The organism is Microbacterium sp. SORGH_AS_1204 (genome assembly GCF_030818935.1).
GTDB lineage: Bacteria > Actinomycetota > Actinomycetes > Actinomycetales > Microbacteriaceae > Microbacterium.
Map to the genome: position 1 here is coordinate 1,413,195 of NZ_JAUTBD010000001.1, position 21,328 is coordinate 1,434,522.

Annotated in this window: 20 protein-coding genes; 15 read left to right on the forward strand and 5 right to left on the reverse strand. The window is 69.2% G+C overall.

All coding sequences use genetic code 11. The annotated features are described in order from the left end of the window. Positions 1 to 68 precede the first annotated feature (68 nt). From QE410_RS06440 to QE410_RS06455, 4 genes are all read left to right on the forward strand, one after another. On the forward strand, positions 69 to 734 hold the full coding sequence (locus QE410_RS06440) for a hypothetical protein (RefSeq protein WP_307329471.1): 666 nt from the start codon (positions 69 to 71) through the stop codon (positions 732 to 734). A 62-nt stretch (positions 735 to 796) separates the two neighbouring features. Next, the gene (gene coaE, locus QE410_RS06445) at positions 797 to 1,399 is read left to right on the forward strand and encodes a dephospho-CoA kinase (protein ID WP_307329474.1); all 603 of its coding nucleotides are present in this window, start codon (positions 797 to 799) and stop codon (positions 1,397 to 1,399) included. A 79-nt stretch (positions 1,400 to 1,478) separates the two neighbouring features. Further along, positions 1,479 to 3,548 (forward strand): excinuclease ABC subunit UvrB, encoded by a 2,070-nt coding sequence (uvrB, locus tag QE410_RS06450; protein WP_307329478.1) that lies wholly within the window; start codon positions 1,479 to 1,481, stop codon positions 3,546 to 3,548. Between the two features lie 26 nt (positions 3,549 to 3,574). After that, complete coding sequence (locus tag QE410_RS06455; RefSeq protein ID WP_307329484.1) at positions 3,575 to 3,985, forward strand: VOC family protein; 411 nt, start codon at positions 3,575 to 3,577, stop codon at positions 3,983 to 3,985. 92 nt (positions 3,986 to 4,077) lie between these two features. Here the strand turns inward: QE410_RS06455 and QE410_RS06460 are convergent, their stop codons facing one another. Continuing rightward, positions 4,078 to 4,314 (reverse strand): hypothetical protein, encoded by a 237-nt coding sequence (locus QE410_RS06460; protein WP_307329486.1) that lies wholly within the window; start codon positions 4,312 to 4,314, stop codon positions 4,078 to 4,080. A gap of 36 nt (positions 4,315 to 4,350) precedes the next feature. Between QE410_RS06460 and QE410_RS06465 the strand changes: the two genes are divergently transcribed. From QE410_RS06465 to QE410_RS06515, 11 genes are all read left to right on the forward strand, one after another. Beyond that, positions 4,351 to 4,785 (forward strand): MarR family winged helix-turn-helix transcriptional regulator, encoded by a 435-nt coding sequence (locus tag QE410_RS06465; protein WP_307329489.1) that lies wholly within the window; start codon positions 4,351 to 4,353, stop codon positions 4,783 to 4,785. An 89-nt stretch (positions 4,786 to 4,874) separates the two neighbouring features. Further along, positions 4,875 to 7,862, forward strand: a complete 2,988-nt coding sequence (uvrA, locus tag QE410_RS06470) for an excinuclease ABC subunit UvrA (RefSeq protein WP_373459323.1) — start codon at positions 4,875 to 4,877, stop codon at positions 7,860 to 7,862. 3 nt (positions 7,863 to 7,865) lie between these two features. Next, the gene (uvrC, locus tag QE410_RS06475) at positions 7,866 to 9,809 is read left to right on the forward strand and encodes an excinuclease ABC subunit UvrC (protein ID WP_307329491.1); all 1,944 of its coding nucleotides are present in this window, start codon (positions 7,866 to 7,868) and stop codon (positions 9,807 to 9,809) included. A gap of 31 nt (positions 9,810 to 9,840) precedes the next feature. After that, a complete protein-coding gene (gene rapZ, locus QE410_RS06480; RefSeq protein ID WP_307329493.1) occupies positions 9,841 to 10,719 on the forward strand; it encodes an RNase adapter RapZ in 879 nt (292 codons plus the stop codon). A 40-nt stretch (positions 10,720 to 10,759) separates the two neighbouring features. After that, positions 10,760 to 11,737: a DNA-binding protein WhiA gene (gene whiA / locus QE410_RS06485; RefSeq protein ID WP_307329496.1), complete on the forward strand. Its 978-nt coding sequence runs from the start codon at positions 10,760 to 10,762 to the stop codon at positions 11,735 to 11,737. 210 nt (positions 11,738 to 11,947) lie between these two features. Further along, positions 11,948 to 12,574, forward strand: a complete 627-nt coding sequence (locus QE410_RS06490; RefSeq protein ID WP_307334380.1) for a superoxide dismutase — start codon at positions 11,948 to 11,950, stop codon at positions 12,572 to 12,574. A 103-nt stretch (positions 12,575 to 12,677) separates the two neighbouring features. Then, on the forward strand, positions 12,678 to 13,688 hold the full coding sequence (gene gap, locus QE410_RS06495) for a type I glyceraldehyde-3-phosphate dehydrogenase (RefSeq protein WP_307329498.1): 1,011 nt from the start codon (positions 12,678 to 12,680) through the stop codon (positions 13,686 to 13,688). A gap of 6 nt (positions 13,689 to 13,694) precedes the next feature. Next, positions 13,695 to 14,909: a phosphoglycerate kinase gene (pgk, locus tag QE410_RS06500; protein WP_307329500.1), complete on the forward strand. Its 1,215-nt coding sequence runs from the start codon at positions 13,695 to 13,697 to the stop codon at positions 14,907 to 14,909. Continuing rightward, positions 14,900 to 15,688, forward strand: coding sequence for a triose-phosphate isomerase (gene tpiA / locus QE410_RS06505; RefSeq protein ID WP_307329502.1), 789 nt, complete (start codon positions 14,900 to 14,902; stop codon positions 15,686 to 15,688). The genes pgk and tpiA overlap by 10 nt, the downstream gene beginning before the upstream one ends. A gap of 112 nt (positions 15,689 to 15,800) precedes the next feature. Further along, positions 15,801 to 16,049 (forward strand): preprotein translocase subunit SecG, encoded by a 249-nt coding sequence (secG, locus tag QE410_RS06510; RefSeq protein WP_243499120.1) that lies wholly within the window; start codon positions 15,801 to 15,803, stop codon positions 16,047 to 16,049. Between the two features lies 1 nt (position 16,050). Continuing rightward, positions 16,051 to 16,404: an RNA polymerase-binding protein RbpA gene (locus tag QE410_RS06515; protein WP_055955187.1), complete on the forward strand. Its 354-nt coding sequence runs from the start codon at positions 16,051 to 16,053 to the stop codon at positions 16,402 to 16,404. A 65-nt stretch (positions 16,405 to 16,469) separates the two neighbouring features. Here the strand turns inward: QE410_RS06515 and QE410_RS06520 are convergent, their stop codons facing one another. The 4 genes from QE410_RS06520 to QE410_RS06535 form a co-directional block, all read right to left on the reverse strand. Beyond that, entirely contained in the window at positions 16,470 to 17,219 is a 750-nt protein-coding gene (locus QE410_RS06520; RefSeq protein WP_307329507.1) for a hypothetical protein, read from the reverse strand. Continuing rightward, positions 17,216 to 18,607, reverse strand: coding sequence for a polysaccharide deacetylase family protein (locus tag QE410_RS06525; protein WP_307329509.1), 1,392 nt, complete (start codon positions 18,605 to 18,607; stop codon positions 17,216 to 17,218). Before QE410_RS06525 ends, QE410_RS06520 begins: the two co-directional genes overlap by 4 nt. A 68-nt stretch (positions 18,608 to 18,675) precedes the next feature. Next, the gene (locus tag QE410_RS06530; RefSeq protein WP_307329510.1) at positions 18,676 to 19,728 is read right to left on the reverse strand and encodes an NAD(P)-dependent oxidoreductase; all 1,053 of its coding nucleotides are present in this window, start codon (positions 19,726 to 19,728) and stop codon (positions 18,676 to 18,678) included. Positions 19,729 to 19,730: 2 nt separating this feature from the next. Further along, positions 19,731 to 21,059: a nucleotide sugar dehydrogenase gene (locus QE410_RS06535; RefSeq protein WP_307329514.1), complete on the reverse strand. Its 1,329-nt coding sequence runs from the start codon at positions 21,057 to 21,059 to the stop codon at positions 19,731 to 19,733. Positions 21,060 to 21,328: the final 269 nt, after the last annotated feature.

Genomic DNA, 21,328 nt, shown 5'->3' on the forward strand with positions numbered 1-21,328 from the left:
GCAAGCCCCCGTCTCCGGTCCCGCGTCGCGTCTACCGTGGGAGGACACGACGCGGAAGGTGATGCAGCATGGGCTTTCTCGACCGACTCTTCGGTTCCGGTGACGACACGCCGCCGCGAACGTCGGCGGCACCTCGACCGACCGCGAGCGACTCGCGCGACGCCGACGGGCGCTACGCGCCGCCGCCGGCCGGGGGCGGTGCGCCCGTGGCATCCGGGTCGGACGAGGACCGGCAGGCGGTCGAGCGCTATCGGTACCTCCTGCGGACGGCCCCGCCGGAGACCGTGGAGCAGGTGCACGCCGAGGCGTTCGGCAAGCTGACGCCGGCACAGCGTCAGCAGGTGCTTCAGGATCTGTCATCGGGGCTGGCGCCGTCCGAGCGCCCCGCGAACGACGACCCCGCGACGCTCGCCCGCGCGGCGACCCGCGCGGAGTACTCGCAGCCGGGCTTCATGGAGCGCACGTTCGGCGGGAGATCCTTCTCGGGCGGCCCGGGCTTCGGCTCGATGCTGGGCGCGTCGATGCTCGGCACCATCGGCGGCTACGTGGTCGGATCGGCGCTGGTCGGGGCGATGTTCGACCCGGGCTACGACGCCGGGTACGCCGACGGCGCGGCGACCGAGGCCGGGACGGGGGAGATGGGGGCGACGGATGCCGGCGCGGTCGACCCGGGCGCCGGCGGCGACGTCGGGGCGGACTTCGGCGGCGATCTCGGCGGGGACTTCGGGTTCTGATCCGCCGGGAGCGCCCGCGCGGGGTTCGCCGCGGACGGGCGGGTATGTGGCATCCTCGTCGGGTGCCTCTTCTCGCGCTGACGGGTGGGATCGCCTCGGGCAAGTCCACCATCGCGATCGCCCTCGCCGCCCACGGAGCCGTCGTCGTCGACGCCGACGCCATCGTGCGGGAGGTGCAGTCGCCCGGATCGGCTGTCCTCGAGGCGATCGCCGGCGAGTTCGGCGCCGACGTCGTCCGCGCCGACGGTTCGCTCGACCGGCCCGCGCTCGGCGCACGGGTCTTCGGCCGGCCCGACCGGCTCGCGGCGCTGAACGCCCTCGTGCACCCCGCCGTCCGGACGGAGTCGCAGCGGCGCTTCGACGCCGCGTTCGCCGCGAATCCGGATGCCGTCGTCGTCTACGACGTGCCCCTGCTCGCCGAAGCGCGTGCCGGTGACGCGTGGGACCTCGTCGTGGTCGCGCACGCGCCCGTCGAGGAGCGCGTGCGACGGCTCGTCTCGATCCGTGGCCTCAGCGAGGCCGACGCGCGCGCCCGCATCGGCTCCCAGGTGAGCGACGAGGAGCGCCTGGCGCTCGCCGACGTCGTGATCGACACGAGCACGACACTGGAGGCCACGCGGCGGCAGGTCGACGAGCTCTGGGAGCGTGTCGCCCGCTCCTCGTGAGGCTGCCCGGGCGCCCTCCGCTCGCGCACGGCGAACACAACCCGACCCCGATGTCGGAGGCCCCGCCTACGCTGGAATCATGCAGGCAACGCGTTCCGTCCGCCCCTTCGAGGTCGTCAGCGAATACTCGCCGTCCGGCGACCAACCCCAGGCGATCGCCGATCTCGCGGCGCGCATCAACGCCGGTGAGACCGACGTGGTGCTGCTCGGCGCGACCGGTACCGGAAAGTCGGCGACGACGGCCTGGCTGGTCGAGCAGGTGCAGCGCCCGACGCTGGTGCTCGCGCACAACAAGACGCTCGCGGCCCAGCTGGCGAACGAGTTCCGCGAGCTCATGCCGAACAACGCGGTGGAGTACTTCGTCTCGTACTACGACTACTACCAGCCCGAGGCGTACGTGCCGCAGACCGACACCTTCATCGAGAAGGACTCCTCGATCAACGCCGAGGTCGAGCGACTGCGCCACTCGACGACGAATTCGCTGCTGTCACGGCGCGACGTCGTCGTGGTGTCGACCGTGTCGTGCATCTACGGCCTCGGTGCGCCCGAAGAGTACCTGCGCGCCATGGTCGCCCTGCAGGTGGGGGAGCGCTACGACCGTGACGCGCTCATCCGCAAGTTCATCTCGATGCAGTACAACCGCAACGATGTCGACTTCTCGCGCGGCAACTTCCGCGTGCGCGGCGACACGATCGAGATCATCCCGGTGTACGAGGAGTACGCGATCCGCATCGAGATGTTCGGCGACGAGATCGAGGCGCTGTACACGCTGCACCCGCTGACCGGCGACGTCATCGAGAAGATGGATTCCGTGCCGATCTTCCCCGCCTCTCACTACGTCGCCGGCACCGAGACGGTGCAGCGCGCCATCGGCACCATCGAGCACGAGCTCGAGGAGCGGCTGAAGGAGTTCGAGTCGCAGGGCAAACTGCTCGAGGCGCAGCGCCTGCGCATGCGCACGACCTTCGACCTCGAGATGCTGCAGCAGCTCGGTTTCTGCTCGGGCATCGAGAACTACTCGCGGCACATGGACGGCCGCATGCCCGGCGACCCCCCGCACACGCTGCTGGACTTCTTCCCCGACGATTTCCTGCTCGTGATCGACGAGTCGCACGTGACCGTGCCGCAGATCGGCGCGATGTACGAGGGAGACGCCTCGCGCAAGCGCACGCTCGTCGAGCACGGCTTCCGACTGCCCAGCGCCATGGACAACCGCCCGCTGCGGTGGGATGAGTTCAAAGAGCGCGTCGGCCAGACCGTCTACCTCTCGGCGACCCCCGGACGCTACGAGATGGGCATCGCCGACGGCGTCGTCGAGCAGATCATCCGCCCGACCGGCTTGGTCGATCCCGAGATCATCGTGAAGCCCTCCAAGGGACAGATCGACGACCTGCTCGAGGAGATCCGCGTGCGCGTGGAGCGTGACGAGCGTGTGCTCGTCACGACCCTGACGAAGAAGATGGCCGAGGAGCTCACCGACTTCCTCGGCGAGCACGGCGTGCGCGTGCGCTATCTGCACTCCGACGTCGACACCCTGCGCCGCGTCGAGCTGCTGACCGAGCTGCGGGCGGGCGTGTACGACGTGCTCGTCGGCATCAACCTGCTGCGAGAAGGACTCGACCTCCCCGAGGTGTCGCTGGTGGCGATCCTGGATGCCGACAAAGAGGGGTTCCTCCGCAGCGGCACCTCGCTCATCCAGACCATCGGCCGCGCCGCACGAAACGTGTCGGGTCAGGTGCACATGTACGCCGACAAGATCACCGACTCCATGCGCAACGCGATCGACGAGACCGAACGCCGCCGGGAGAAGCAGATCGCGTACAACACCGAGAACGGCATCGACCCGCAGCCCCTGCGCAAGAAGATCGCCGACATCACCGAGGTCCTGAACCGGGAGGCCACCGACACCAAGAAGCTCCTCGCTCGCAACGACAAGGCGAGCAAGGGCAAGTCGCCGACACCGTCGTTGCGGCGCACGGGCATCGCCGCCGAGGGCGCCGATCAGCTGGAGTCGACCATCGCCGACCTGACGCAGCAGATGCTGGCGGCAGCGGCCGAGCTCAAGTTCGAATTGGCCGGGCGGCTCCGCGACGAGGTGCAGGACATGAAGAAGGAGCTGCGGGCGATGGAGCGGGCCGGGCACGCCTGAGCCCGAACGCGATCATGGATCAACGGGTGACTCTCGTGACCCTGGGCGTGCACGATCTCTCACGCGCGGTCACGTTCTACGAAGCTCTCGGCTGGGAGGCGCACACGGCATCGGTCGGCGGCGAGGTGGCGTTCTTCGACGCCGGAGGGATGGTCGTCGCGCTCTGGGGCCGCGACAAGCTCGCAGAGGACTCCGGCGTCGTCGACCCCGGCGGGTGGGGTGGTGTGACGCTCGCGCACAATGTCTCGGAGCCCGCGGAGGTCGATGCGATCCTGGCGGTCGCCCGCGCGGCGGGTGCGATCGTGGCGCGGTCTGCGGCGCCGACGCCGTGGGGCGGATACTCGGGCGTCTTCGTCGACCCCGACGGCCACCCGTGGGAGGTGGCCGTCAACCCCGGCTGGCCCTTGGATGCCGACGGGCGGCCGCAATTGAACTGAGCCGTCCGTCAGACGACGTACCCGAGTCGATCTGAGGAGGGCGGCGAACGAGAGCGCTTCGCCGCCCCGGAGGTCGCGTGAGGCCGGCTGGATCAGGGGCAGTGCAGCAACGGCTTCGGGCCGGAGCGGTCCACGCTGTGCTCGGCCATCGGATGACCGCACAGGGGGCAGGGACGACCCGTGCGGACGGGCTCGGGCGTCGTCTCGTAGGGTCCGACCGAGGCGGGTCCGGCCACGCGGATCAGTCGGGTGTTGAGGTACTGGTACCAGCCGCCGGCTTCGCGCACACGCTCTCGGAGCGGCGGGCGATCGGCATCCTTTCGTGTCATGATTATTAGTGTACTAACGATTTGGAGGGATGGCGCATGCAAGATCCGCTCGCGCTCGAGAATCAGGTGTGCTTCGCCCTCGTCACGGCGGCGCGCAACGTCGTATCCATCTATCGGCCCGTGTTGGAGCCGCTCGGTCTCACCCATCCGCAGTACCTCGTGATGCTGGCGCTCTGGGAGCAGTCGCCGCGATCGCTCCGTGCGCTCGCGGCGGAACTTGCCATGGAGCCGGCGACGTTGTCGCCACTGGTTAAGCGACTTGAGGCCCAGGGGCGGGTGGTGCGTTCCCGCCGCGCCGACGATGAGCGAGTGCTCGACATCGGCCTCACCGACGAGGGCCGCGCGCTGCGCGAGGCCGCGCTCGCGGTACCCGGCCAGGTCATGGCGCGAGTCGGCGTCGACGAGCCGGCGCTGATCGCCCTGCGAGACGGTCTGGCACCCTTCGCGGGCAGCCTCCGCGAACGGGAGTGACGGCCCCTCGGAGCCGCCGCACCTTCGCACATCCGTGCGCTCGCGGCGAACCCGGGACCGATGTCGGAGGCCCGACCTAGACTTAACACGTGCCGATCGTTCCTGTTGATACCCCCTCGTCGTCCGCCGTTTCCGGTGCCAGCGCAAAGCCCGGCGCCAATGGAAAGCTCACCGTGCGGGGTGCGCGCGTGCACAACCTCAAAGACGTCGACCTCGACATCCCCCGCGACTCGCTCGTCGTCTTCACCGGTCTGTCGGGGTCGGGCAAGTCGAGCCTGGCGTTCGACACGATCTTCGCCGAGGGCCAGCGGCGCTACGTCGAGTCGCTCAGCGCGTACGCGCGGCAGTTCCTCGGGCAGGTCGACCGCCCCGACGTCGACTTCATCGAAGGGCTGAGCCCCGCCGTCTCGATCGACCAGAAGTCGACGAACCGCAACCCGCGCTCGACGGTCGGCACGATCACCGAGATCCACGACTACATGCGTCTGCTGTGGGCCCGCATCGGCGTGCCGCACTGCCCCGACTGCGGCGCCCGCATCCAGCGTCAGACGATCCAGCAGATCGCCGACCAGCTCATGGAGCTTCCCGAGCGCACGCGCTACCAGATCGTCGCTCCGGTGGTCACGCAGAAGAAGGGCGAGTTCGTCGACCTCTTCAAAGAGCTCAGCGCGAAGGGGTACGCCCGCGCGGTCGTCGACGGTGAGCTGATCCAGCTCGCCGAGCCCCCGACGCTGAAGAAGAGCTACAAGCACGACATCGCCGTGGTGGTCGACAGGCTGGTGGCATCCGGAGACAACCTCAGCCGTGTGACCGACTCGGTCGAGACGGCGATGGGGCTTGCCGGCGGCATCATGCAGGTCAATTACGTCGACGAAGAGGGCGACGACGCATGGCAGTCGTTCTCCGAGAAGCTCGCGTGCCCCAACGGCCACCCGCTGCAGCTCACCGAGATCGAGCCGCGCACGTTCTCGTTCAACGCCCCCTTCGGTGCCTGTCCCGTCTGCTCGGGCCTGGGAACGCGCATGTCGGTCGACGTCGACCTCATGCTCGGCGACGAGGAGCTGTCGATCCGTGACGGGGCGATCCTGCCGTGGACCACGCAGGGCAAGGGTCTTTTCCAGTACTACGAGCGTCTCCTCGAGGGCCTCGCGCGCGACCTCGACTTCTCGCTCGACACACCGTGGAACAAGCTGTCGAAAGACGTTCAGCAGGCGGTGCTGCGCGGCGAGAACTACAAGGTCACGGTCAAGTGGAAGAACCGGTACGGCCGCGAGATGCGCTATTCGTCGGGCTTCGAAGGTGTGGTGCCGTACATCGAACGCCAGTACCTGCAGGCCGAGTCCGACGCGCAGCGTCAGCGCTGGTCGGAGTACCTGCGCGAGGTCCCGTGCGCGGTGTGCGACGGCGACCGCCTCAAGCCCGAGGTGCTCGCCGTGCTCGTCGACGGCACGTCGATCGCCGCGGCCTCGCGCATGAGCCTCGCCGACGCGCGCGAGTTCTTCTCGCAACTGACACTGACCGATCGCGAGGCGACCATCGCCGCGGCCGTGCTGCGAGAGATCCGCGCCCGCCTGGACTTCCTGCTGCAGGTGGGGCTCAACTACCTCAGCCTCGGCCGCGCGGCCGGAACCCTCTCGGGCGGCGAGGCTCAGCGCATCCGCCTGGCGACGCAGATCGGTTCCGGACTGACCGGCGTGCTGTACGTGCTCGACGAGCCCTCGATCGGACTCCACCAGCGCGACAACCGGCGCCTCATCCAGACGCTCGAGACCCTCCGGGACCTCGGCAACACCCTCATCGTCGTCGAGCACGACGAAGAGACCATCCACGCGGCCGACTGGGTCGTCGACATCGGGCCCCGGGCCGGCGTCGACGGCGGCAACGTCGTGCACTCCGGACCCCTCGCCGAGCTGCTGGACGACGAGCGATCGCTCACCGGGGCCTACCTCTCGGGTCGTCGCGCGATCGAGGCGCCGAAGAAGCGTCGCAAGATCGACAAGAAGCGACAGATCACGGTCGTCGGCGCGCGCGAGAACAACCTCCAGAACGTCACGGTCGACTTCCCCCTGGGCGTCCTGACGTCGGTCACCGGCGTGAGCGGGTCGGGCAAATCGACGCTGGTGAACGGCATCCTGTACGAAGTCCTCGCGTCCAAGCTGAACGGCGCGCGTCGCGTGCCCGGCAAGCACACCCGCGTCACGGGTCTCGACAACCTCGACAAGGTCGTGCACGTCGACCAGGCGCCCATCGGCCGCACCCCGCGCTCCAACCCGGCGACCTACACCGGCGTCTTCGACCGCATCCGCAGCCTCTTCGCGGAGACGCCCGAGGCGAAGGTGCGCGGCTACCAGGCCGGGCGCTTCAGCTTCAACGTCAAGGGCGGCCGCTGCGAGGCCTGCTCGGGCGACGGCACGCTGAAGATCGAGATGAACTTCCTGCCCGACGTCTACGTCGACTGCGAGGTCTGCCACGGCAAGCGGTACAACCGTGACACCCTCTCGGTGCACTACAAGGGCAAGAACATCGCCGAGGTGCTCGAAATGCCGATCTCGGAGGCGGCGGAGTTCTTCGAGCCCATCCAGGCCATCCACCGCTACCTCAAGACCCTCGTCGACGTGGGCCTCGGCTACGTGCGGCTCGGACAGTCGGCCACCACCCTGTCGGGCGGTGAGGCGCAGCGCGTCAAGCTCGCCACCGAGCTGCAGCGTCGGAGCAACGGCCGCTCGATCTACGTGCTCGACGAGCCCACGACAGGTCTGCACTTCGAAGACGTCTCGCTGCTTCTGAAGGTGCTCAACGGTCTCGTCGACAAGGGCAACTCGGTCATCGTCATCGAGCACAACCTCGACGTCATCAAGAGCAGCGACTGGGTGATCGACCTCGGGCCCGAGGGCGGCGCCGGCGGCGGCACGATCGTGGCCACCGGCACGCCGGAGCAGGTCGCGAAGGTCGAGGGCAGCCACACCGGCGCCTTCCTCGCCGAGCTGCTCGAGACCGGCCGCACGGGGACGCAGCGCAACGCGCCCCCGCTCGACGCGGACGACGCCGAGCGGGAGCTCGTGAGCGCGGCGGGCTGAGCCATGGCATCCCGAGAACGGATGTCGCAGCTGCCCTACCGTCCGAAGGCCGGTGAGATCCCCACCAATCCGGGGGTCTACCGCTTTCGCGACGCCGAGGGCCGCGTGCTGTACGTCGGCAAGGCGAAGAACCTGCGGGCGCGCCTGTCGAACTACTTCGCTCCGCTGTACTCGTTGCACGAGCGCACCCGTCGAATGGTGACGACCGCGGCGAGCGTCGAGTGGACGGTCGTTCCCAGCGACATCGACTCGCTGCAGTTGGAGTACATGTGGATCAAGGAGTTCGATCCGCCCTTCAACGTGCGCTACAAGGACGACAAGTCGTACCCCTTCATGGCCATCACCCTGGCCGATGAGGCGCCGCGGGTCATCGTCACGCGCAACCCCAAGATCCGCGGGGCGAAGTACTTCGGGCCGTACCCGAAGGTGTGGGCGGTGCACGACACGATCGACCTGATGATCAAGGTGTTCCCGATCCGCACGTGCAGCGACTCCTCGTACAAGAAGGCGATGGCATCCGGCCGGCCCTGCTTCCCGGGGCAGATCGGCCGTTGCGGCGGACCGTGCTCGATGAAGGTCACGATCGAGGAGCACCGCGCGATCGTCAACGACTTCGTCGCCTTCATGTCGGGTGGCGACCAGCGCTTCGCGAAAGAATTGACGTCTCGCATGAAAGAGGCGTCCGCGGCGATGGACTACGAGTCGGCCGCGCATTACCGCGACCGCCTGCAGGCCATCGACGCCGTGCTGGGCAAGAGCGCCCTGGTACTGGCGTCCGACACGGATGCCGACCTGTTCGGCATCGCCGAAGACGAGCTCGCCGCGACCGTGCAGCACTTCGTCGTGCGTGGGGGCCGCGTACGGGGAGTGCGGGCCACGACCATCGAGAAGGAGATCGACATCTCCGGAGCCGAGCTCGTCGATCAGGTTCTCCAGCGCACGTACGGCGATGCGGATGCCGACGACATCCCCCGTCAGGTGCTCGTCCCCGAACTGCCCGACGACGCCGACCAGCTCGAGGACTGGCTGCGAGAACGGCGCGGGCGGCCCGTCACCCTCCAGGTCGCCCAGCGGGGGCGCAAAGCCGACCTGCTGAAGACGGCGACCCTCAACGCACAGCAGGCGCTCATGCTCCACAAGACGCGCCGCACGAGCGACTACGTCGCCCGGTCACAGGCCCTCACCGATCTGCAGGAGGCCCTCGGCATGACCGAGGCGCCGCTGCGGATCGAGTGCTTCGACATATCGCACCTCTCGGGCACCAACGTCGTGGCATCCATGGTCGTCTTCGAAGACGGGCTGCCCCGCAAAGACCAGTACCGCTCGTTCGGTGTCGCCGAGACCACGGACGACACCGATTCGATGTACCAGGTGCTCACGCGACGTCTGGCGTACCTCGACCGTCCGGAGGAGATCGAGCCCGAGACCGTCGGCGGTGCGATCGTGGCCGCACCGGAGTCCGCTGAAGCAACGGCCGACGGGGAGGTCGTGACGGCGCGGAAGCGTCCGCGCTTCGCCTACCGGCCCCAGCTGCTCGTCGTCGACGGCGGTCAGCCGCAGGTCGCGGCGGCGGCTCGTGCACTCGCCGATGCGGGCCACGAGGAGATCGCGCTCTGCGGGATCGCCAAGCGCCTCGAAGAGGTCTGGCTGCCGGGGGAGGAGTACCCGGTCATCCTGCCGCGGACGTCGGAGTCGCTGTACCTGCTGCAACGTCTGCGCGACGAAGCCCACCGCTTCGCCATCGTGCATCAGCGCAAGCGTCGTAAGCGCGACATCACCAGCGTGCTCGCGGAGGTCCCGGGGCTCGGCGAGGCCCGCATCAAAGCCCTGCTGCGGCACTTCGGATCGGTCTCCGCACTGAAGGAAGCCAGCGCGGAGGAGATCACGGCTCTGCCCGGCATCGGCCCGACCCTCGCCGACGCGATCCACGCGCACCTGGCTCGGTAGGCTGGAACGACACGACGGGAGGCTCACGCGCATGGATCCGGCACGCGATGAACCAGGCGAGGTGCTGATCGTCACCGGGATGTCGGGGGCCGGGCGATCGACGGTCGCCAACGCCCTCGAAGACCTCGACTGGTACGTGGTCGACAACCTGCCGCCGCAGATGCTGCGCCCCCTGCTCGAACTCACCGAGCTCGCCGGTGGGGCCGTGCCACGGGTGGCGGTGGTCGTCGACGTCCGCGGTCGCTCGCTGTTCAGCGACCTCCCCGAGGCGATGCGCACGTTGCAGGCGGGCCGTCAGGTGCGCGTCGTCTTCCTGGATGCCAGTGACGCCGTGCTCGTGCGCCGGTTCGAGGCCGTACGCCGACCGCATCCCCTGCAGGGCGACGGAACCATCCTCGACGGCATCCGTCGCGAGCGGGAACGGCTCGCACCGTTGCGCGAGGCCGCCGACGTCGTCATCGACACCTCGGCGCTGAACGTCCACCAGCTGTCCCTGCGCACGGTGGCGCTCTTCGGGGAAGAGGGCGCGGCCCGGCACACGATCACCCTCATGAGCTTCGGCTTCAAGTACGGCCTCCCGCCCGACGTCGACCTCGTCGCCGACATGCGCTTCCTGCCGAATCCGTTCTGGAACGAGAATCTCCGCCCGCTCACCGGCGAAGATCCCCAGGTGCGGGAATACGTGCTGGGCCAGACGGGCGCGTCGGACTTCCTCGACGCGTACGCGGCGGCTCTGCGACCGGTGTTGGAGGGCTATCAGCGCGAGAACAAGCGCCATTCCGTGGTGGCCGTGGGGTGCACGGGCGGCAAGCACCGCTCGGTCGTGATGGCGCGGGAACTCGCTGCACGTCTGGCCGACGTGCCCGGGGTGGCGGTGCGAGTGGCTCATCGAGACCTCGGTCGCGAGTAGGCTGTACCGTCGTCCCCGCCGCCCCCACCCGAGGAGAACCGTGCCGCTGACCGCCGACGTGAAGGCCGAACTCATCACCGTTCGCGACCCGCGCCCGACCGCGCGCGTCGCCGAACTCACGGCCCTCCTGCGCTTCTCCGGTGGTCTGCACTCCATCGCCAACCGCGTCGCCGTCGAGGCCGAACTGGACTCCGACATCCTCGCGCGCCGCGTCGCCCGCGACCTGATGGAGCTCTACGGCGTGCGTCCCGAGCTGCACCACGTGCAGGGCTCCGGCGGGCGCACCGGCGGCCACTTCGCCGTCCGCGTCATCGAGGCGGGGGAGACCCTCGCCCGTCAGACGGGTCTGCTCGACCAGCGCCGCCGGCCCGTGCGAGGGCTCCCGAACAAGCTGACGACCGGTTCGCGCCCCGACCTCAGCGCCATCTGGCGCGGCGCGTTCCTCGCGAGCGGGTCGCTCAGTGACCCGGGTCGTTCGGCGGCCCTCGAGATCTCGTGCCCGTCGTCGGAGGCCGCGATGGCGCTCGTCGGCGCGGGGCACCGCATCGGCATCCCCGCCAAGGCCCGCGAGGTGCGCGGCGTTCCGCGCGTCGTCGTGCGTGACGGCGAGGCCATCCGCGGCGCGCTCTACGAGATGGGCGCCCGCCGCACCGCGGGCGAGTGGGACCAGATGCGTCAGCGCCGAGAGGTGCGTGCCGGCGTCAACCGTCTCGTCAACTTCGACGACGCGAACCTGCGTCGATCGGCGCAGGCCGCGGTGGCCGCGTGCGCCCGTGTCGAGCGCGCACTCGAGATCCTCGGCGACGAGGTTCCCGATCACCTGCAGCAGGCCGGCGAGCTGCGCCTGGCGCACCGCGACGCCAGCCTCGACGAGCTCGGCCACCACGCCGACCCGCCCCTCACCAAGGACGCCGTGGCCGGCCGCATCCGCCGACTGCTGGCCATGGCCGACAAGAAGGCCGAGGCCGACGGCATCCCGGGCACCGAGGCCGCCGTGCCGGTGGGCGCGGACGACTGACGTCCCCGGGGCGGGGTTGCCCGGCATCCTCCCGCCGTCGCGGAACGCGCGACGCGCCCGGGCGGGCTATCCACCGTCATCCGGGGAAGCAACCCCGATGCGCCGTGGTTAGCCCTCAGTAGGATGAACTCGTCACCCTCGCTGCTCGATTCCTCGGCACGTCGTCACGGCGAAGAGGTCTCGGCAGCGCCCGATTCGGAAGTTGAGATCATGGCGAAGTACACGCTGCCCGAACTGCCCTACGACTACTCGGCGCTGGAGCCGCACATCAGTGCGACCATCATGGAGCTGCACCACAGCAAGCACCACCAGACCTACGTCAACGGTGCGAACACCACTCTCGACCTCCTCGCCGAGGCGCGGGAGAAGGGCGATTTCGCGAACATCAACCGCCTGCAGAAAGACCTCGCGTTCAACCTCGGCGGTCACACGAACCACTCGATCTTCTGGACGAACCTCTCGCCCAACGGTGGTGACAAGCCCACCGGAGACCTCGAGTCCGCGATCGACGACCAGTTCGGCTCGTTCGACGCCTTCCGCGCCCAGTTCACCGCCGCCGCCCTCGGCGTGCAGGGTTCGGGTTGGGCGGGGCTGTTCTGGGACTCGATCGGCGAGAACCTCGTCATCCAGCAGTTCTTCGACCAGCAGGGCCAGATCGTCGCGGGCACAGTGCCGATCTTGCTCCTCGACGTCTGGGAGCACGCGTACTACCTCGACTACAAGAACGTCCGCGGCGACTACGTGAAGGCGTTCTGGAACATCGCCAACTGGGATGACGCCCAGAAGCGCTTCGCCGCGGCCCGGGAGAAGACCTCGGGTCTGCTGGTACTGTCGTAAACGGTGCGGCGTCCCGGTGGGACACCTCACCGGGACGCCGTTGTCCGCCAGCGAACACCGCAATCACGCGCATATCGCGCACAACTGATTCAGGAGAAATTCCGTGACCGTCAAGATCGGAATCAACGGCTTCGGCCGTATCGGACGCAACTACCTCCGCGCGGCTCTCGCGCAGGGTGCCGACCTCGAAATCGTGGCGGTGAACGACCTCACCGACAACAAGTCGCTGGCGCACCTCCTCAAGTACGACTCCGTCGGCGGCGTGCTGACCGAAGACGTCTCGTACACCGCAGACTCCATCACCGTCGGCGACAAGACCATCAAGGTCTTCGAAGAGCGCGACCCGGCCAACCTCCCCTGGGGCGAGCTCGGTGTCGACATCGTCATCGAGTCGACCGGTCGCTTCACCAAGGCCGAAGACGCCAAGAAGCACATCACGGGCGGCGCCAAGAAGGTCCTCATCTCCGCACCCGCCACGGGCGACGACGCCACGATCGTCATGGGCGTCAACGAAGAGACCTACAACCCCGAGACCGACGTCATCATCTCGAACGCGTCGTGCACCACGAACTGCCTGGCGCCCCTCGCGCAGGTGTTCCACGAGGCCTTCGGCATCGAGCGCGGCTTCATGATGACCGCGCACGCCTACACCGCAGACCAGAACCTGCAGGACGGCCCGCACAGCGACCTGCGTCGTGCCCGCGGTGCCGCGATCAACATCGTGCCCGCCTCCACCGGTGCCGCGAAGGCCATCGGCCTCGTGCTGCCCGAGCTGAACGGAAAGCTCAGCGGCTCGTCGTACCGCGTTCCGGTCCCCACCGGCTCGATCGTCGACCTCACCATCGTCACCCCCACCGAGGGCCTGACCGCCGACCAGATCAACGAGGTCTACAAGAAGGCCGCTGCCGAGGGTCGCCTCAACGGCATCCTGCAGTACACCGAGGACCCGATCGTCTCCAGCGACATCCAGGGCAACCCGCACTCCTCGATCTTCGACGCCGAACTGACCAACGTCAGCGGCAACCTGGTCAAGGTGTCGTCGTGGTACGACAACGAGTGGGGTTACTCGAACCGCCTCGTCGACCTGACCGAGTACGTCGCCGAGCGCCTGTAATCCTTCATGGCTCTGCGCACCCTCGATTCGCTGGGGTCGCTGGCCGGCACGCGTGTCATCGTCCGTTGTGACCTGAACGTCCCTCTCAAGGACGGCGTCATCACGGACGATGGCCGCGTGCGCGCGTCGCTGCCGACTCTCAACGCACTGATCAACGCCGGCGCGCGTGTGGTCGTGTGCTCGCACCTGGGCCGCCCCGATGGGGCGCCCGACCCGAAGTACTCGCTCGAACCGGTCGCTCAGCGCCTGTCCGAGCTGCTCGGCCAGCCGGTCGCGTTCGCGCGCGACACGGTCGGCGAGTCGGCTCAGGATGCCGTCGCCTCGCTCGAGAACGGTGAGGTCGCCGTCATCGAGAACCTCCGCTTCAATGCGGGCGAGACCTCGAAGGACGAGGGCGAGCGTCAGGCGTTCGCCCGCGAGCTCGCCGCCCTCGGCGACGCTCTCGTGTCCGACGGCTTCGGCGTCGTGCACCGCAAGCAGGCGAGCGTCTACGACCTCGCGCAGCTCGTGCCCTCGGCCGCGGGTCTGCTCATCCAGAAGGAGCTCGAGGTCCTCGACCGACTGACCGAGAACCCCGAGCGCCCCTACACGGTCGTGCTCGGCGGCTCGAAGGTCAGCGACAAGCTGGGCGTCATCGAGCACCTCCTCCCGCGCGTGGACAAGCTCCTCGTCGGCGGCGGCATGATGTTCACGTTCCTCGTCGCCGAGGGCCACAAGGTCGGCTCGAGCCTGCTCGAGCAGGACCAGATCGACACCGTGAAGGGCTACCTCGCCACGGCGAAGGAGCGCGGCGTCGAGATCGTCCTCCCCGTGGATGCCGTCGTCGCGGCGTCGTTCTCCGCCGACGCCGACCACGTCGTCGCCGACGCCGACAAGCTGGAGGACACGTCCTTCGGCGCCTCCGGTCTGGGTCTCGACATCGGCCCCCGCACGGCGGAGCTGTTCGCCGAGGCTATCCGCGGTTCGCGCACCGTCTTCTGGAACGGCCCCATGGGCGTGTTCGAGATGAAGGCGTTCGAGGCCGGCACCAAGACGGTCGCGAAGGCCCTCACCGAGGTCGACGGCCTCAGCGTCGTCGGCGGTGGCGACTCCGCCGCGGCCGTGCGCCAGCTCGGCTTCTCCGACGACGAGTTCGGACACATCTCCACCGGCGGCGGTGCCAGCCTGGAGTTCCTCGAAGGCAAGAAACTCCCCGGACTGGAGGTCCTCGGATGGGTGTGACCAGAACCCCCCTCATCGCCGGCAACTGGAAGATGAACCTCGACCACCTGCAGGCGGTCGCGTTCGTCCAGAAGCTGCACTGGACGCTGAAGGAAGCGAAGCACGAGAACGGCAGCGTCGAGGTCGCGGTGTTCCCGCCGTACACCGACCTGCGCACCGTGCAGACGCTGCTCGATGCCGACAAGATCGAATTCGCGCTCGGCGGGCAAGATTTGTCGGCACACGATTCCGGTGCCTACACCGGCGAGATCTCGGGCCAGTTCCTCGCCAAGCTCGACGCGACGTACGTCATCATCGGGCACTCCGAGCGTCGCCAGTTCCACCACGAGACCGATGAGGTCATCGCGGCGAAGACCCAGGCGGCACTGCGTCACGGCCTCGTGCCCGTGATCTGCGTCGGCGAGACCAGCGAAGACCTCGAGAAGTTCGGCGCCAGCGCCGTTCCCGTGGGGCAGCTCGAGGTCGCCCTCGAGGGCGTGTCGGCGGACGCCGACATCGTCGTCGCGTACGAGCCCGTCTGGGCCATCGGTTCCGGTCAGGCCGCAACTCCCGACCAGGCTCAGGAGGTCTGCGCGAAACTTCGCGCGGTCGTCGCCGACAAGCTGGGGGCCGACGCCGCCGCACGCACGCGCGTGCTCTACGGCGGTTCGGTGAAGTCGAGCAACATCGCCGGCTTCATGCGTGAGCCCGATGTCGACGGCGCCCTGGTGGGTGGCGCGAGCCTCGTCGTCGACGAGTTCGCGGCGATCATCCGCTTCCAGAAGCACGTCGGCGTCTGACGCCACCGGATGCCCGCGGCGACGAGCCGCGGGCATCCGTGCGTCGGGACACCCGCCCCCTATACTTGACGCTTGTGCGGTCGACAGTGCCGCGCGCGAAAGGCTTTCGACAGTGCAGATTCTCGAGTTCGTCCTGCAGGTGCTGCTGGGTGTCACCAGCCTCCTGCTGACCCTGCTCATCCTGCTCCACAAGGGTCGCGGTGGCGGTCTGTCCGACATGTTCGGCGGCGGCATGAGCTCCGCCCTCGGCTCGTCCGGACTCGCGGAGCGCAACCTCAACCGTTTCACGGTCGTCCTGGCGCTGGTGTGGTTCGTCACCATCGTCGGACTCGGCCTGCTGACCAAGTTCGCGGAGCTCTGACATGGCCACTGGCGGCAATGCGATCCGCGGCTCCCGCGTCGGCGCGGGCCCGATGGGCGAACAGGACCACGGCTTCCACGCCGATCGCGTGGCGGTGTCGTACTGGGACGCACTCGGCAACGAGACGGTGCGCTACTTCGCGGCGGGCATCCCCGACGACGAGATCCCCGAGACCATCGACTCCCCGCACTCCGGTCTTCCCGCCGGTCGCGACAAGGCGAACCCGCCGGCTCTGGCCAAGGCGGAGCCGTACAAGACACACCTGGCCTACGTGAAAGAGCGCCGAAGCGACGAAGAAGCCGCCTCACTGCTCGACGACGCGTTGCAGCAGTTGCGCGAGCGCCGCGGTCAGTGACGTCGAAGAGGGCCGGATGCCATGGCATCCGGCCCTCTTCTCATCCAGCCGTCCACGGCACGGGCTCACCGCACGGGGCTGCGGGTGATCAGCTTCGTCCAGGGGCCCGGCGGGACATCGTCGTCGTCGACGAACGCCCAATCGACGCGGTCGCCGTCGCCGTCGAGGTCGGCGAAGCCGAGGCATCCGTTCAGCGCCGGTGAGACGTCCAGCCCCGCCCCGTTGAAGCGCGTGTTCGTCGGACGTCGATCGTCGTCGCCGAACACGTACGCGGCGTCACGGTACTCGCCGGGTCCGGCATCCTGGATCTGCCCGTAGCAGACCCGTCCGTCGCGGTGCAGCACGACCCAGCGGTTCTTCATGAGGCTGATGTCGGGGTCGTCGACCGCGGACGCGTAGAGCGGGTCGGCGGCCCAGGGCACGACCTCACCTCGGGTGGCGAAGCCGGTTTCGTCGTTGAGGTCGTCGAACGGCAGGTCGAGGTAGAAGGGGTTCTCGCGCGGGGTCATGCGCGTCGGGAAGTAGTCCGCCTCCGCCGTGCGCGGCTCCGTCCGGCATTCCCCGTCGGCCTCGATGCCGTCGCATCCGCCGTAGGAGCCCAGCCAGTCGGAATCGTAGGTCGAGACCCGCTGGCTGCCGTCCGCCGCGCCGGGGTCGAACACCTCGCCGACCCAGAACGTGGTGGCGACGATGTCGGTGTGCCAGGGATAGCCCGTGTCGGGGCGGGGAGATGGCATCCCGGCGCAGGCGGGCAGCGCGACGGCGACGACCACCGCGAGGGTGATCGTCGCCGTCGGCCGGTGGCGCCGCGTCATCCGGAGACGGTGCTCTCGGTGGGCCGGAAGACCTCGACCGGGCCGGCGGGCGGCTCCCCCGAGGTGTCGGCGGTGGATCGCGTCACAGCGCCGGCCGCCGGCAACGGCGGGGCGCCGGCGCTGTCGTAGAGCTGCAGGTCGTCGGTGCGCAGGGTTCCGTCGGCGAAGATCGTCAGCGCGAAACTGATTCCGTCGTAGCCCGCCGGGATGGCGGGGGTCGTCCAATCCGCCTGCGTCCACGCGGTCGCCGAACCGAACCACGGGCTCGACGTCCAGTACGTCCACGCGCCGCTCGAGGCGCGGAGGTAGACCGCGAACTGGGTGACGCCGCTGGAGAGGTACCACTCGCGCAGGGTGTACGTCCGGCCGGCGGTCACGGTCGGCGCGCACTGTCCGAGATCGAACTGGGGCAGCAGCTTCGCGTCGCCGTCGACGTAGTCCGACATGGTGATGCCGCTGGCGATGGCCCCGGTATGCGCCGGAGACCCGGTGCTGAACACGGGGGAGTTGCTGCCGTATCCGCCGCGCATCCAGCAGTCCGGCGCACCGACCTCCAGGCTCGGGTTCACGATGCCGTTGGTCGCGCCGGTGGGCGCGGGGACGGCGGGCCCGCTCACGACCGGTTTCGCCGCGCCGCCGATGACGTCGCCGACCGTGCGCACGACCGTCCCCACCGCCTGGCGCGTCTTGAGCCACGTCAGGAAGCGCGAGAAGACGGCCGGGGTGACGGCCAGGTCGCTGCAGGCGTCGGCGCACACGTCGTGGAAGGTGTACTGCACCCACCCGCCGCCGTTGCGTTCGGCGTTCGTGACGCCCGCCTTGAGATCGTCGAGCGTCCAGGTGGCATCCACCTGATCGAGCGCCCGCAGAGCGAAACGATCGGCGGGCGGGGTCGACTCGGCGAAGGAGCATTCCGGGCAGCCGAAGCGGCTGCGGATGTCGCCGAGAAGCCGTGCGCTGCTGTAGCCGCAGGACGCCGCCGCCTTCTCGACCTCGGGGGTGCTGGATGCGAAGGGATAGGCGAAGCTGCGTACGACGAAGCCCCACGACGTGAGGTTCTTGCGGTCGGTGCAGATCTGCCGCTTCGCCTCGTCGACGCTGACCTGTGCGAGGTCGGGGTGGTTCACGGTGTGGCCGCCGATCTCGTGACCGGCGTTCTTCAGCGACGTGAGGTCGGCGCGCGTCATGTGACTCGCGGCGCCGATGAAACCGGACGGCACGTAGAACGTGGCCTTCATCCCGTTCGACCGCAACGCCGGGAGCGCTTGCAGCTGATTGGCGTTGGCATCGTCGAACGTGAGACTCACGATCGTGCGGGTGGCGGCCGTGGCGGGCGGGGCGGGCGCGACCCCGATGAGACCGCCGAGGACGGCGGCGACCGCCGTCACGACGGCCAGGGGGCGGCGGACCCGTCGCGCCGCGACCGACGTCGGGGGGTGCGGAATCCGGATGCGCATCACACCACACCCCGGAACGTCGCCGCGCCCGCCAGGGGCATGGCATCCGACCCCAGCCGCTCACGCGAGAGCAGGTCGGCGGCGACGCGCATGATCGTCGAGGTCAACGACGTGTGCGGTTCGTAGCCGACGAGCGCGTGGGCCTTGGTGTTGTCGGGGACACGGCGGCGCATGTCTTCGAAGCCGGGCGCATACGCGCGCTCGTACGGCACCAGCTCGACCGTGCTGCGACTGTCGAGCGTGCGGATGATCTCGTGCGCGAGGTCGAGGATGGAGATCTCGCGGGCGCCCCCGAGGTTGTACGCCTCGCCGCGCGCTCGCGGGTCGCGCTCGATCGCGACCATCGCGGGGACGACGTCTTCGACGGCCGAGAAGCAGCGCGTCTGCCGCCCGTCGCCGAAGACGGTGAGGGGTTGATTGCGCAGGGCCTGACCGACGAGGTTGGGCAGCACCATGCCGTACCGCCCGGTCTGACGCGGGCCGACCGTGTTGAACAGTCGCACGATGGACACGTCGAGGCCTTCTTGATCGCAGTAGGCCTTCGCGAAGGCTTCGTCGATCCCCTTCGCACCCGCGTACGTCCAGCGCGAGAGGAGGGGATCGCCGAGCACCCGATCGGAGTCCTCGCGAAGGCGGTCGGCGGTGTTCTTGCCGTAGACCTCGCTCGTGGACACCAGCAGCACGGATGCCTGGTGCTCGATCGCGGCGGTCAGCACGTTCTCGGTGCCGTGGATGTTGATGCGCAGACCCCGCAGCGGCTGCTCGACGATCAGCTTCACCCCGACGGCCGCCGCGAGGTGGAACACCCGGTCGCACGATCGCATCGCCTGTCCGACGGTGGTGGGGTTGAGGATGGAGCCGTGGATCATCGTCAGGCGCGGGTTGTCGGCGACGCCGGCGAGATTGCGCGCCGAGCCGGTGGAGAGGTCGTCGAGCACGACCACCTCGTCGCCGAGGTCGAGCAGATGCTCGACGAGATGGCTGCCGACGAACCCGGCGCCGCCGGTGACCAGGGACGTGCGGCCCGTCCCGCGGCCGGGGTAGATCGGCACGCTCACAGCAGCACCCGCCCCGCGATGTCGGCGCTGCGGTAGGTGCCGTCGACGACGACCGTGTCGGCATCCAGCCATCCGAGGTCGCTGTCGTGGTGCCGGGTGTGCACGAGCACGACGTCGGGGTGGAACGCGCCGGGATCGGCGAGCGAATCGCGCTCCCTCCCGGATACGAGGTGGATGTGCGGCGCGTGCGTGTCGACGTACTGCACCTCGGCGCCGAGGTCGGCGAGCAGGTCGATGATCTCCAGCGCGGGCGATTCGCGCAGATCGGCGACGTCGGGCTTGTACGTCACGCCCACGACGAGGACCCGGGCGCCCAGGGTGCCCTTGCCGGCTCGTCCGAGCACGTCGCGGATGCGCTCGACCACGCGGCGAGGGCGCGCGGCGATACGCGTCATCGCCTCGGTGATGACGCCGGCATCTACGTGCAGGGCCTTCAACTGCCAGAGCAGATAGTGCGGATCACACGGGATGCAGTGGCCGCCGACGCCCGGACCCGGGTAGAACGCCATGAACCCGTACGGCTTCGTGCTCGCCGCTTCGATGACCTCGGTGACGGGCACGTCGAGTGCGCCGCAGATGTCGGCGAACTCGTTCGCGAGCGCGATGTTGACCGCGCGGAAGGTGTTCTCGAGCAGCTTCGTCATCTCGGCCGTCGCCAGGCTCGACACCCGGTGCACGCGGTCGGCGTAGCGGGCGAGCAGGCGCGCGCCCTTCTCCTCGCACGCCGCGGTGGCCCCACCCACCACGCGGGGGACAACCTCCTGGGCGAAGCCGACGTTGCCCGGGTCGATGCGTTCGGCGCTGAAGGCGACGAAGACGTCGACGCCGACCTCCATCCCTCGTTCGCGCAATGGCCGTTCGACGAGATCGCGCGTGCAGCCGACGTAGGTGGTGGAGGTGAGCATGACGAGTTGCCCGGGCCGCGCGGCGGCGACGACGGTGGCGCACGCCGCGCGGAGTGCGGTGAGATCGGGTACCTGGCGGGCGTCGACGGGCGTGGGGACGCACACGACGACGGCGGCGGCGCGCGACAGCTCAGTGACGTCGCCGGTGAGACGGAAGGCGGCGGGGGCGCGCAGGGCGACGTCGAGTCGCTCGCGGTCTGAGTCGATGAGGTCGGCGCCGCGCGCAGCGATCGTGCGGAGGCGGCGGGACGAGGCATCCACCGCGATCACGCGCGATCCGCTGGCGTGGTAGGCGAGCGCCGTCGGGAGTCCCACGTAGCCGAGTCCGACGATGGCGACGTCGTAGTCGAAGGCGGCGGTGGGGGGCGGCGGCGGGGACGGGGCGTCCCACAGATCGGCCCGGACATCGAGTGTGGACATCTTCATCCTCCAGAGTGCAGGTACCGGTGGCCCCTCGCTTCGGGGCGCCGGACGATTCGGGTGCGGTGCGGGCGGCGCGTGCTGGTCGCGCCGATCCACCGCTCACCCTCATCCCGTCTCTCGCCGAGGGTCAAGGATCGGGCACCGATCATGCGGGTCACCGCGCGCGGCCGCGATTCGTGCGGGAAACCGCAATGCCCGTGCGGTTCGAGTGGCACGCGTGCGGGGGACGCGCCGCGTACGGTCGAGCCGAGACCGCGATCGGGGAG